At 42.2% G+C, this 14,455-nt stretch carries 7 protein-coding genes; all 7 read right to left on the reverse strand.

Features of this window, described 5'->3' with window-relative positions; translation table 11 throughout:
• Positions 1 to 5 precede the first annotated feature (5 nt).
• The 7 genes from A7D14_RS02495 to A7D14_RS02525 all read right to left on the reverse strand — a co-directional run bounded on the left by A7D14_RS02495 (position 6) and on the right by A7D14_RS02525 (position 14,372).
• A complete protein-coding gene (locus tag A7D14_RS02495; protein WP_067029591.1) occupies positions 6 to 1,175 on the reverse strand; it encodes a hypothetical protein in 1,170 nt (389 codons plus the stop codon).
• Positions 1,176 to 1,292: 117 nt separating this feature from the next.
• On the reverse strand, positions 1,293 to 3,236 hold the full coding sequence (locus tag A7D14_RS02500; protein WP_067029592.1) for an OmpA family protein: 1,944 nt from the start codon (positions 3,234 to 3,236) through the stop codon (positions 1,293 to 1,295).
• Between the two features lie 13 nt (positions 3,237 to 3,249).
• Positions 3,250 to 4,209 (reverse strand): type IX secretion system membrane protein PorP/SprF, encoded by a 960-nt coding sequence (locus tag A7D14_RS02505; RefSeq protein ID WP_067029598.1) that lies wholly within the window; start codon positions 4,207 to 4,209, stop codon positions 3,250 to 3,252.
• A gap of 38 nt (positions 4,210 to 4,247) precedes the next feature.
• Positions 4,248 to 8,291 (reverse strand): gliding motility-associated C-terminal domain-containing protein, encoded by a 4,044-nt coding sequence (locus A7D14_RS02510; RefSeq protein ID WP_067029600.1) that lies wholly within the window; start codon positions 8,289 to 8,291, stop codon positions 4,248 to 4,250.
• Positions 8,292 to 8,580: 289 nt separating this feature from the next.
• A complete protein-coding gene (locus tag A7D14_RS20480) occupies positions 8,581 to 10,506 on the reverse strand; it encodes an OmpA family protein (RefSeq protein WP_067029602.1) in 1,926 nt (641 codons plus the stop codon).
• Positions 10,507 to 10,516: 10 nt separating this feature from the next.
• Positions 10,517 to 11,470, reverse strand: coding sequence for a type IX secretion system membrane protein PorP/SprF (locus A7D14_RS02520; RefSeq protein ID WP_067029604.1), 954 nt, complete (start codon positions 11,468 to 11,470; stop codon positions 10,517 to 10,519).
• Between the two features lie 40 nt (positions 11,471 to 11,510).
• Entirely contained in the window at positions 11,511 to 14,372 is a 2,862-nt protein-coding gene (locus A7D14_RS02525; protein ID WP_067029606.1) for a gliding motility-associated C-terminal domain-containing protein, read from the reverse strand.
• Positions 14,373 to 14,455: the final 83 nt, after the last annotated feature.

Raw genomic sequence — 14,455 nt, forward strand, 5'->3', positions numbered from 1 at the left:
CTCGTTTAATTTCTTCGGGAACTTCTGCTATATCTAGCGTTGTTATTTCCTCTACTGGAAGAAGTTCCCGTGCTTTGCTTTACAGTCCTTTTAGTGCTGCTGCGATTTACAGTAGTTCTCTTCGGAGTGCTACTTTTTCTAACAACCTGCCTACTTGAATTGCTCCTTGTCTGAGGCTTTCTGTAGGTGGTTGTGGTACGCGACACCGTTTTACGATTTGGTGTGGAAGCAACCTGTCTTTTGGTAACGGTTCTCCTATCAGGAGTTCGTGTTACCTTTTTTTGGGTCAGACTTCTGTTACTTCTAGAAACACCATTCGATTTTCTATAGGTATCACCCTGTCTTACGCTCCGCTGAGGCGTGGCCTGTCTTTTTGCGGTGCTGTTGGAACGATACACATTAGGGCTTCCTTTTCTATCGTTATTTTGGGTCACGGTTCTATTGCTCCTACCATAATCCCCACTACGTCTTATGCTGTTGTTGTCACGAACACTTACTCTTTTATCGTTTCTATAGATATTTTCCCTTCTATATCTGTTATCGTTTCGATATACCTTTCCAATTCTGGCATAAGCCCTTCTTTGATTATATCGGTAAGGGGCATAATATGTATATCGAACGGGGCTGTAATACCTTCTGTACGGTCTGGCATACACATTACAGAAACCAATGGAAGGTCTTATAAAATACCTGTGGAATGGACGGTACACATAATGCCTGTTATAGATATTGATATACCCAGTAAAGTGACTGAAGGCACCTCCATTGTAGTAGACGTGCAATCCACCAATTCTACCGACCCTACCATTGTTGTACCAGATGTTGATGTTGCCAATCTGTGATACACGGCCGTAGTAATCATAAAAGATGGGAGTGTTTTCCACTTGGACTACGGCACCGTAGTCATCATATTGTACATAAGGGTTGTAGTTATATCCTGAGTTAAAGGTGATACCCACATTTCCTATTTGGGCACCAACACCAACATTAACCCTGTTATCCATATAGAAATCAAACTCTCCATCTGGGTATACTGAAAAAGTTACACCATCTTCTACGAAGATGAATGAGTTTCCATATCTTGTGGTCATGGCCACATTATCATCCAATTTGGCTGCTTGGGTACCTATGGCACCGAAGGCTACCGCTGCTATAAAGAGTACTAACTTTTTCATACTACAAGGTTTAAGTTCTAGATGTACCTATTTACATCCACCTAAATAGTTGCAAGCAGCGTGCCAAAAATTAAAATTATTCGTAAGTATTTGAAATACAGTTAAATAAAATTATTTTTAAGGCTCTACAATAATGAACATGGACCTTCGATTACGTTGATGTTCTTCTTCAGAACAATCAATTCCGTTGGAACAATGGTTCAATAATCTGGTTTCTCCATAGCCTTTGGCCGATAGTCTTTTTCGGTCAATCCCGTTTTTAACAAACCAATTTAGCGTGGCTTGTGCACGTCTTTCGGAGAGTCTAAGATTGAATGTGCTGTTCGACCTTGAATCGGTATGTGATTCGATATGAATGCTCAGTTCTGGGTATTTCTTCAATGCCTCCAAAATTTTGGCCAGTTCCACCTCAGCATCCCTCCTGATGTCATATTTACCATAATCAAAATAGATGGGTTGTAAATTGAGCCTACATCCCAAATCATTTACGGCGCAATCTGGAGGGGTAAGGGTAATGTTTACTTCCATTATTGGGCCATCACCGGAAGCAAGGATGGTTTTTTCGTTTGGATCGTACTCCAAATCTGTATGCTCCCCACGGATTCCATATCGTTTATTACAGTCCAAAACATGCTCAAATTTGTATGATCCTAGGGCATCTGATGTAGTCTGGGCAATTATGTTGTTGTTTTCATCCAACAAAATAACTTGTGCTCCTTGAAGGGGCAGATTGGTTTTGGCATCTGTGACTACGCCTTCCAGAGTTTGCACTCCACATGATTTTTTGAATCTGTAGATATCATCGGAGGCACTGCCGGCATCACCATTTCGATTGGACGAAAGATACCCTGTCTGTTTATCTTCATCTATGATAAAACCAAAATCATCCTTACTGGAGTTAATGGGCTTTTTTAAATTGGTGATTTTTTTGTAATCCCCATTATCCTCCAATGATATTGCAAATATGTCCAAGCCACCCAAGCCCAAATGGCCATCGCTGGCAAAGTATAGGTTGTTTTTTTTACTGATGTAGGGGAAAGTTTCCCTGGCTTCCGTATTAATTTCGGGGCCTAGGTTTACGGGCTTGCCGTATGAACCATTGGGGCCAATATCCACATACCAAAGATCGGATTCACCATAGGTGCCCTTCATGTTGGAGGAAAAATATAATCGCTTTTCATCTGGGCTCAATGCCGGATGGGCCACCGAATGAGCATCATTGTTAAAAGGCAGTTCTTTGATATTTTCCCAAGAACCCTCATTGTTCTTGGTTGCCTTATATATTTTAAGGGTGATTTCCCGGTTTTTATTTTTCCTTTTTTTGCCGTCCAGATAGTTGTTTCTTGTAAAATAAACGGTATTTCCATCCTTTGTAAATGCAGCCGTGGATTCGTGGTAAGGAGAATTTATATCCCCTTTGAGTGGAACAGGATTGATCAAACCTCCGTTCTCATCCAATTCAGCCTCAAAAAGATCCAGATATTTTAACCCGTTCCAGGTATGGATTTTGCGCCCCTCTGTGTTTTTGGATGAGGACGCATACACCAATTTGTTTCCATAGAACGTAGGTCCAAAATCTGAACTCGGCATCCCATCGGTTACATTCACCAAATCAATCTCGTTGGATTCATTGTCCACCAAACTGTCCAAGGCAGGATAGTTGTCCATAAAATTTTGTGCCAGATTGGTGGTGGATGATCGAGATGCAAATTCACCCATCATTTTTTTGGACAAATAATATTCCCCAATACTTTTAAACGTTTGCGCCGCTCTATAATAATATTCGGGTTCCAATTGGTTTGCATACTTATCCAGCAGCTTTTTGTACCATTTGGCGGCATCAACATACTCACTGTTAAAATAATAGGTATCTCCCAGTTTCTTGTATATCTGGGCGGATTCGTATCCCTTTTCCACTACTTTCAAATAAATTTCCCTTGCATTTATGTAAGCATAGGCCTCAAATACTTCATCCCCCTTTTTTATGTTGCTTTTTTGTCCACGTACCGAAAGGACAAACAAGCCTAGACATAAGAATACTATTGAAAATTTTGTTGACATCATCATCAGTTTTTTAAAAGAATCTTGGGGTCAGTACCCTGTCCAGTCTATTGAAGACATCAAACCGGAGAAAGACCTCATATGAACCATTGCTGTAATCTTCAATAGTTGTGGATTGATAATCATAGGCCACCCCTGCAAAAATGGATTTTGAAATTTGGAAGCCGGCCAGGGCACTTACGGAGGCGTTCCAACGGTATGAAGCTCCAAGCGCAAATTTTTCGTGAATTAGAAAGTTGGCGGACATATCCCATTGCAATGGTGACCCGCTTACAAACTTGACTAGCGTGGCAGGCTTAAATTTTAGGTTTGGGCTAAGATCAAAAACGTAGCCCATAATGGAGAAATAGTGTAAACGTTCCACGGCTATATTGTTTACACTCTCATCTTGTAATGAACTCTCATCAAAGTGTTTGGAATTCAAAAAATTGGGAACAGATACTCCGAAATAGAACTTTTCTGTACGATAATAGATCCCAGCGCCCACTTGTAGATAAAGTTTTTGGTCCACGTTGTTTTGGAAAGAAAAGTCATTGGGATTTGAAAGTTCCAGTCTGCTGTAATCCACATCCAGCATATCCACTCCGGCTTTTAGCCCAAATGATAACTTGCTTATGGTATAAGGTGCCAAATTAATGGAATAGGAATAGTCCACCACGGCGTTGGATTCGATTGCCGGCCCAATTTGGTCATGGACAATGGACATGCCCAACCCCATGTTCTTGTAGAGTCCAGTTGGGAAATTTACGGTGAAGGTTCCCGTTTGGGGAGAACCGTCCAGCCCTACCCATTGTGTACGGCCCAAAACACCAAAACTGAGCACTTCCCTAGATCCGGCATAGGCGGGGTTTACAATTTGGGTATTGTACATATATTGGGTATACTGCGGGTCTTGTTGGGCCGATCCTGTATGAATTATGATGGTCAGAAGAATTAGGTATGCCCATTTTGCTTTTTGAATGTTAAATATCATTTTCCCAATCTATAGGTTGAATTTGAAGTTGTTTAAGGTCAATCCTGATTTATATAGAGGTATCCAGAGTAACTTTCTTTTCCTGGATTATTTCCATGAAAAGTGAGCGTATAAAAATAGGTGCCGCTTGGAAGTCTTCTATTTTTTTCAATGGTGACCTTGCTATCGGAATGGCCATTGAAAAGTTTATTTCCCAAGCCATAACCATCCATCTCAAAAACCAACACACCCCATCTGTTGAATACTTTTAAAGTATTGTCTGGATAATTCTCTATACCCTCTATTTCGAAGTAATCGTTTACACCATCACCATTGGGGGAGATACCGTTATAGATTTTAAAACCTGAATCACCCGAATAAACACAAATGGCTTCTATGGTCAAGGTCTCAATTTCATCTGATTCATCTGTAATGGGATTGTTTGAGATGAGTTCCAAAGCAGATACCATTGCCTGATTGGTTACCTTCCCTTCATCAATGTCTTGTTGGGTAATGGAATAAAATGCCTCAAATGTCCAGGTTTCATCTATGGAAAGTACTCCGTCAGTATTGATATCGCTACCCGCCAAGGGACCCTGAATATTGGTTTCCTCCAAAAGATCATCTTCCAATAGTATTTGATACAAGTTGATGGCCCCGGTGTTCTCGACAGTGAAGGTATACTGAATGGATTCTTCACAATTATCTCCATCTTGATCTGCGAGAACGCCCGTTTTTATCAGTTCAATGCCCGCACGTGCCACACAGGCGCCAGCAATTGAGGTAATGGTCTCATCATTTTCATCAAAACTGTTATTATCAGAATCGTCTGTTATGCTATTGGCGGTATTTAGCTCAACAGCACTTACCTGCGCTTGATTTCTGACCACTCCGGCTATGCTATCCTGTTCCGTAATGGGATACAGTGCTTGGTAGCTCCAAGTTTCATCGGGGGAAAGGATTTCATCACTATTGATGTCATTGCCGGGGAGTGGCCCTTCAATGGGAGTGCCCCCCAGCAGAATATCACTGAGTACGATCTGTTCCAAGTTTATGGTTCCGTTGTTTTTTACGGTAAAGGTGTATTGGATATTTTCTGGACAACCGTCATTGTCCACATCCACCAAGTCATTACCGGCTGTTTTAATAAGTCCAATGCTCGCCTGTGCAATGCAAACATTTGCGCCCAATGGCGTGGTAATTCCATCTACATCGGTTACTTGGTTGGTCGTGCCTTGTTCAAAAGCCGTGACTTGGGCTTGATTGGTGACCGACCCTGTATCAATATCGGTTTGGGTAAGGGGATAAGTAGCTTGGTAGCTCCATTGTTCACCAACGGAAAGAATGCCATCGGTGTCGGTGTCATTCTGCGGCCCCATAAATACCCCACTGATTTTATCATCAAGAATGGATATTTGCTCTAGGTCAATAGTTCCTGTGTTTGATATGGTAAAGTTGTATCGGATGGTTTCCACACAATTGTCGCCGTTCAGGTCAAGGAAATCTGAACTTCCAACAAACTTGGTGAGTTCAATTCCAGCCTCTGATGCACAGAAACCAACTCCAAGTGGCGTAGTTATTTCATCTTGGTCCGAGACTTGGTTGGCAGTTCCTTCTTCAAAAGCCGTGACTTGGGCTTGATTGGTGACCGACCCTGTATCAATATCGGTTTGGGAAAGGGAATAAGTAGCTTGGTAGCTCCATTGTTCTCCAACGGAAAGAATTTGATCATTGTTGGTGTCACCCTGTATCTGAACATTTACGACTCCTCCTAAATTGTCATCGTTTAGAACTACATTTTCAAGCGGGGCCGTACCTGTGTTGCCCACGATAAACGTGTATAGCAAGGTCTCGTTGCAACCATCGGTATTGATATCAAGAAGGCCCGATTGGCCCACATTCTTGGTTATTTCAATTCTAGGACCCGTAACACAAACATTGTTGCCCAAAGCGGTGGTAATTTCATCCGTGTCCGAAACTTGGTTGTTGGTAATCTGTTCATGAGCTGTGACTTGGGCTTGATTGGCGACTGAACCAGAGTCGATGTCATCTTGATCTATTGGATATATGGCTATGTAGGACCACGCTTCCTGAGGGGATAACAGCCCATCGTTGTTGTCATCACTATTGGGTTGCGGACCGGTTATCTCATTATTGAACAGTATGTCGTTCAGTACTACTTGGTCAAGCGTAATGCTACCGGTATTGGTAATGAGGAAATCATACCGGATGCTTTCAAAACAGCCATCCACATCCACATCGACAAGTGATCCTATTTTAGTGAGTTCAATAGCGGATTCTGCCACACATATACCCCCACCAAGTGTTGATGCAACCGTTGCCTGATCTTCTGTAAAACTATCGTCATCGGAGTCGTCAAAGACTTGAATGTTGTTGTTTACATCGAAAGCGTAGACTTGTGCCTGATTGGTTACCGAACCAGCATCAATATCGTTTTGGGTGAGCGGATAGTATGCTTCATACGTCCATGATTCTTGAACTGAAAGTACTCCGTCATTATTTATGTCACTGCCCTGAATTGGCCCATTGACCTCTCCATCCAACAAGTCATCGGTAAGGACCACTCCTTCCAAATCCACACCTCCGGTATTGGCCACTATAAATTCGTAATGAATGCTTTCAGCGCAACCGTCACCATCCGTGTCGACCAAGAAATCACCCGACCCTGCTCTTTTTATAAGCCCTATGCCCGGCGGACCACAGTAGCCTTCCATTTGTACAATAGTTTCGTCATTTTCGTCAAAACTGTTGTTGTCGGAATAATCGAACAAAGTTATGGCAAAACCTGATATTCTGGCAGTCACAAGAGCTTGATTGGCCACGAAGCCGTTGACAACATCATCTTGGGTGACGTCATATTGCCCTTGATAGACCCATGCTTCCCCAACATCAAGAATCGCATCTCCATTGCCATTATCAGTAAGGTCAGCTTTTTCATCGCCCAGAAAGTCATCGTTCAGCACAATATTTTCAAGGGGGGTATCGGCAACATTCTGTACGGTAAAGGTATATTGGATGGCATCATTGCATCCGTCACTGTCCAAATCCAATGGGCTGGCCTCCATTACAAGCCCTATACGTGCAAAAGCCCCTGTGCAAACTTCGTCATAAGGGGCTGGTGTGGGGTCGTCTTGTGCAAAACTGTCATCATCTGATAGATCAGAAATTTGAACCCCCTGTATCAAGGTTTCAGCAGTTACGGTAGCTTGGTTTATTATAGTTCCAGATTGTTGAAGATCTGCGGAGTACAATGCTTGGTATTCCCATTCTTCCCCAGGGCTCAGAATGTTGTCATTTCCATTATCGAAACCCGGGTCCGGCCCCGGGACAGTACCTCCTAACAGATTATCCTCCAAAAGAATGTTCTGTAGGCTAATATTGCCAGTGTTCCTTACGGTAAATTTATATAAAAAGTTTTCTGCGCAAGGTGGATTATCCCCGTCCAGATCAATATACGACCAATCTTTGATGAGTCCTATCCCAGGATTTTGGCAAGCGGTAATATCTACAATTGTGGGGCCATCATCAAAAGGGTCTGAAGGATGTGACATATCACCTACTTCGATACTTGGACTGGAGACCAATTCTGCGTTGACGTTTGCTATTTGTCCGGTAAATTGACCATTGTCTAGGTCTGTTTGTGTAATAGCGTAGTTAGCCTCGAATGTCCATGTTTCTAAAGGGTCCAAGATATCATTACCATTATCGCCAAGGAATTCTTTAGGATCCGGTCCAGCTATAATGCCACCAAAATCCAAATCTGTAATTACTACCCTTTGAAGTTCTTCATCACCTTGGTTGGTAACAGTGTATGTAAACGGAATTGCGGCACAATCCCCGCCATTGAACACTGGGGCTGACTTGACAATGGAAATTCCAGGAACATACATATTGAAATTGGCTTCCATGTCAGCTTGGGAGTTGGCGGCACTGATCCCATCATTGTTGTTGGCAAAGTGACTTAGGTTTAGATTGGATTCGCTGTCAAAACGAGTTGAAATCAATAGACATAGCGCTAATACGGAAAGGATGGTCGCCCACCCGGTTTTCCATTTTTTTTTGTTAATTGAGTCAAAGAGCATAGTTAGTTGCATTAATTGGGGGTGACTGCAATTTTTTGAATTGATGCTGAACCATTTTGATTTTATGCTTTTTTAAAACAGTGCCTCTTGCCCAGAAAAGGGGCAATAGTGTAAGCTGTTCAATCTCTAAATATGTATTTTTTATGGGTATTTGAGACCTACAACTTTACAAATGGGGGGTATGATTTGACGGAAAAGCCATTTAGATTGATTAAATTTTGCGGTTCACCCCATAAATCCGGTTTTTTTGCCTTTATCAATCTAGGGAACTTCAACAAAGGGAACAGTATTAATTTTTAATAATAAACACAGATCTTCTGTTGAGTTGATGTTCTTCCTTGGAGCAATCAATGCCGTTGGCGCACCTATTGATAAGTTGGGATTCCCCATATCCTTTTGCGGAAAGTCTATCGGAGTCAATTCCCTTGCGTATCAACCATTGCATGGTGGATTGGGCCCGCCTTTCAGAAAGCATGCTGTTGTAGTTGTCATTTCCTCTGGAATCTGTATGGGACTCAATATGGATGGTTAATTGGGGATATTCTTTCATGGCCTGCAGAATTTTGGCCAATTCCACTTCTGCATCTGGCCTGATGTGGTGTTTGTCGAAATCAAAATAGATAGGTTGCAAAGCAAGTCGGCATCCTAAATCGTCCACTGGGCAATCGGGCGGCATCAATTTTAGATTTACATCAACTGTTCGTGAGCCCACAGGTGTCATTACAATTTCTTCTGAAGGCTCATACTCTTTTTCATCATTGGTGGCCCTAACGGCATAATGTGCTCCGCAATCAGCCATTCCATCAAAAATATAAGAGCCGTCAACTGCCGCCACTGTTTGGGAAACCACGACATTGTTGTCATCCAACAAATAGACCTGGGCCCCGGATAGCGGGTCTTCTGTCTTTGCATCGGAAACAATACCTTTGATCATAATGTTGCAATTTTCACGTATCAAGTAAATGTCATCAGATATACTGCCCTCTATTCCTTCACGATTTGATGATACGTAAGCAATTTGCTTTTCTTCATTTATAATGAACCCAAAATCATCCTGATTGGTGTTTATGGGACCTTTTAAATTGGTCACTTTTTGATATTGTCCATTGGCATCCAGAGAAATGACAAAAACATCCAATCCGCCCAGACCGGTATGTCCATCACTTGAAAAATAAAGGTTGTTTTTATCGCTTATATAGGGAAAAGACTCTCGCTCTTGCGTATTTATCTTAGCCCCAAAGTTTACCGGATCGCTATACGTTCCATCTGGTAAAATGTCAACATACCATATATCCGATCTTCCCAATGTACCTTCCATGTCAGAAGAAAAATAGAGACGTTTTTCATCGGGAGTCAGCGCTGGATGGGCCGTGGAATACGAATCGCTGTTAAAAGGCAGTTCTTCCACGTTGCCCCACGATCCATTTTCATTTTTAAGGGCTTTGTAAATTTTTAGGCTCACAAGTCTGTCCTTCCCTCTTTTTTTCTTTCCGTCGATGTAGTTGTTGCGCGTAAAGTAAACCGTCTGTCCATCCTTGGAAAATACAGCAGAAGACTCATGATAGGGAGAATTAATGTCTCCTTTTAGCGGAGTGGGGTCCAGCAATCTGCCATCTTCCCCAATATTGGCCTCGTATAGATCTAAATAAGGAAGCCCGTTCCAGTCATGCACTTTGCCTCCCTTTGGATCACTTGAAGAGGAAGCAAAAACAACTTTTTTCCCATGGAACGAAGGGCCAAAATCGGAGCTTGAAAGGCCATCAGTGACGTTCGTAACACCATACTTCTTATTTTCAAAATCCATGAGATTTTCCACAGGGATATAGTTTTCCACAAGATTGGAATTATTGGATGACGCCATGAATTTTTCCATCATTCGTTCGGCCTCTTCATACTCACCTGTACTTTTCAAAACTTGAGAGGCACGATAATAATACTCCGGTTCAACTTGTTCCGGATACTGATCCATCAGCCTTTTGTACCATTTGGAGGCTTCGGCATACTCGCTGTTGAAATAATAGGTATCTCCGAGTTTTTGGAATATCTGGGCAGACTCATATCCTTCTTCCACCACATCCAGATAAATTTTCCTGGCATCGATATAGGAGAAATTGTCAAACTCATCGTTTGCCTTTTTTATTTTGATTTCTTGGCCCTGCATTCCAACCACAATTGAAAAAGCCAGCACCACTTTTATGAGAGTTCTTGATTTCATGAGTATGGTTTTAAAAAAATCTTGGGGTCATCATTCTGTCCGGACCGTTGAATATGTCGAATCGTAAAAAGACCTCATATGATCCGTTACTGTAATTTTCTATTGCTGTGGATTGATAATCATAGGCCATTCCGGCAAAAATGGATCTAGAAATTTGGAATCCAGCCAAAGCACTCAGGGAAGCGCTCCATCTATACGAGGCACCCAAGGTGAATTTTTCATTGATCAAAAAATTGGCCGATATGTCCCATTGAAGGGGGGAACCACTCACCATTTTCACGAGTGAGGCCGGTTTAAATTTCAGATTGTCATTTACATCAAAAACATATCCCGCAATAAGAAAGTAATGCAATCTTTCTATGGCAATACTTCCGGGGTCTGTGTTGGCCAACGAGCTTTCATCAAAATGTTTGGTGTTCAAAAAATTGGGAACCGAAAAACCTGCGTAGAATTTATCGGTGTTGTAATAGATTCCGGCACCGACCTGGGGTTGGAGCTGATTGTCAATATTGTTTTGGAAAAACGGATCACCAAAATCAAAAATCTTCAACTTGGCATAATCTACGTCCAATACATCAATTCCAGCTTTTAATCCAAAGGAAAGTTTGTTCAGGGATTTTAGCAGCAGGGAATACGAAAAATCCACCACAATGTTTGATTCTACTGCCGGGCCTATTTGGTCGTGCACAATGGACAGTCCCAATCCCATATTATCGTATAGCCCTATGGGTGAATTTACCGTAAAGGTGCCCGTGGCGGGAGAACCATCCAGGTTTACCCATTGGGTACGACCCAACACGCCAAAGCTCAAAGCTTCCCGGGAGCCGGCGTAAGCAGGGTTCACAATTTGGGTGTTGTACATGTACTGGGTATACTGTGGATCTTGCTGGGCAAAAGTATTATGGACCGTTGCGAACAGCAGGAACACCATAAACCATGGAATTCTTTTTTTATTTGGCTTCATTTTGGATTTTGTTTTCAATTTGTATCAATGCTGATTGCAATCAATCTCTATTTATGTATAAGTATCCTGAGTAACTTTTTTGGCCTGGATTTTCGGCAGAGAAGGTCAATATGTAGAAATAAGTGCCACTGGGCAGTTCCCTGTCCGTTGCAATGTTTGCCCTTCCTTCTGAGACACCCCTGAACAGATTGTTGGCTTGGCCATATTCACTGATTTCATAGACCAATACACCCCATCTGTTGAATATTTTCAGGGTGTTGACAGGATAGTTATCGATACCCTCAATGTGGAAATGATCATTGAGTCCATCCCCATTTGGCGTGATGCCATTGAATATCTCAAAATTTGGATTGCCAGAGCCAACACAGGCCCCAACTACCGATATAACCGTAAATCCATCTTCGGAATAGCTGCTGTCATCCGAGTAATCTGAAATAACATTTTGCGTACCAACATGAACAGCGGTCACCTCGGCTTGATTTTGGACTTGGGTGGCATCAATGTCCGCTTCGGTAAGTCCATGGACCAATGTATATGTCCATTCTTCATCTGGGCCTAGGATTCCATCATTTCCAGTATCCCCGGAATTTGGCTCGGACAAGGTTATCCCCAATATATTGTCTTGTAGGGTGACAGATTCGAGGTTTACATTGCCCAAATTGGCAACCGTGAACGTATATATGATGGATTCCTTACAACCATTGTCGTTACTATCAACCAATTCACCTTGTTTGATAAGTCCAATGTCGGGGCTGGGAATACAAGCTCCAATAACTGAAGTTATGGTAGGGTCATTTTCCGCATAACTGTCATCATCGGAAAAATCGGAATACGGATTGTTGCTCAGTATCAAATTTGCCCTTGCTTCAGCTTGATTCACCACCTGAGTGGCATCAATATCAGCTTGGGTAATTGTGTATGTTGCTGAATAGTTCCACACTTCATTTGGCCCCATGATGCCGTCATTGCCAGTATCTCCGGAGTCTGGCCCGGCAATGACACCCAATACTAGACCATTGTCCTCAAGGGTCACTTGGTTCAGGTCCAACGGACTCTGATTTGTTACACTGAATGCATATTGAATCTGATCTGCGCAGCCATCGCCATTACTATCAATAGAGCTTCCTGTTTTGATTAGGCCCAAAGGACCACCGTGTTCATCGCAGGCACCTACAACATCTGTTTGTGTGATGTCATCTTCGTTGTAACTATCATTATCTGAAAAATCAGCAACTTGGATATTGACGTTGTTGCTCAAATTTGCTTTTACTTCGGCTTGGTTTTCAACGTTGCCTTGGTCAATATCAGCTTGGGTAATGTCATAAATGAAATTATAGATCCATTCTTCGCTAATACCCAAAATGTTATCGTTTCCGACATCTCCAGAAATAGGGCCGGGAATGACTCCGCCCAAGAACACATCATCAAGCGTAACAGCAGCCAAATCCACATCTCCCAAGTTGGCCACGGTAAACTCGTACAGGATATGGTCATCACAGCCATCGGCATCCATATCAAATACTTGTCCTTGTTTTATGACGGCTATTTCTGGATTGATGCAGGGCGTGAGGTCTGTCACTGTAGGATGATCCTCAAAAATTATGTTGTCATCGGAGAGGTCATTTACAAAATTATTGGGTGCAACTAGAATTTCGGCCGTTACGGTTGCTTGGTTTACAACTTGGGCCGCGTTTAGATCGGCCTGGTCAATATCGTATGTTATGCTATACTCCCATACTTCATTTAGATCTAAGTTTCCATCACTGTTTAAATCGGTAAGGGGATCAGGACCGGGCAATGGAAGATTTCCGAATAGTGGGTCTATTATCTCAACATTCGTTAAAACCTGGGCACCTGTATTGGAAACATAAAATTCATATTCTATTTGGGAACAATTGTTAATTATGGTACCCGTCTTTACCATAGCCACTCTTGGTTGGCAGGCGGATAGATCAGTGACAGTGGAGTCATTTTCCAATACGCTGTTGTCATCAGAAAGATCGGTTACAAAGTCATTTGGGGATCCAACCACATTGGCAGTTACTTCTGCTTGATTTACCACCTCCCCATTGTTTTTGTCAGATTGAAGAACAATGTAGGATTCGAAATACGTCCAAGTTTCATTAGGATTCAAAAATCCATCTCCATTGTCACTTGGTGGAGGGCCATACATTATTGGATTTGGCCCTAAGAGTGGATCTTCTATTTGAATATTTTCCAAATTATCTCCATCCAGGCTAACGTTGGTGACATCAAACCGATAACGAATATTATCGCAGGCGTTTAGCATGCTTGTTTTGACCAATGCAATGGCGATTCGACAATTACTTATATCTATAATGGTAGGGTCATTTCCCAGAACGCTGTCGTCATCAGATTGGTCGTTCACGGAAATACCTTGCCCTTGCACAACTGCCGTGACAGTGGCATTGCCCCCAACCTGTCCATTGATCTTATCCTGATTAGTAATGGAATAGGAGAGATTATATTCCCATATTTCATTCTGACCCAATAAACCATCATTTCCTATATCACCGGAAGGTGGACCAGGTAAAGGGTTCATACCGAAAAGGGGGTCAATAACCTCCACATTATCCAAGATTTCCCCGTTGGTGCTCTCGTTTGTGACCGTATAGGTATAGTTTATTTGTCTACATGGCGCCAAAAGGTCTGGGACTCCTGTTTTGATTATGGCGATAGCCGGAGCATAGGCACTGGAAACCATGTCTTTGTTTTCAAAGGCGTTTAAGTATGAAAGTTCGGGCTGGGTCGTCTCAGGACTTTTTTTGAAATTTGGTAAGGAAATGTCATCCAAATTACTCAAGACAACATGGAATAGAGCAAAGCAAAGTCCCAAACGAAACCCTTTCTGCCATTTTGATTTGGAAATGGAGAGAAACATAATTTAAGTATTGGTTGTTATCATTTGTTTTTTACATAGATTTCCCAAATTCTTTCATATAGGGCGACTACATGAATAGGTCA

The sequence above is a fragment of the Allomuricauda sp. CP2A genome, from assembly GCF_001683915.1.
In the GTDB taxonomy this organism is placed as follows: Bacteria; Bacteroidota; Bacteroidia; order Flavobacteriales; family Flavobacteriaceae; genus Flagellimonas.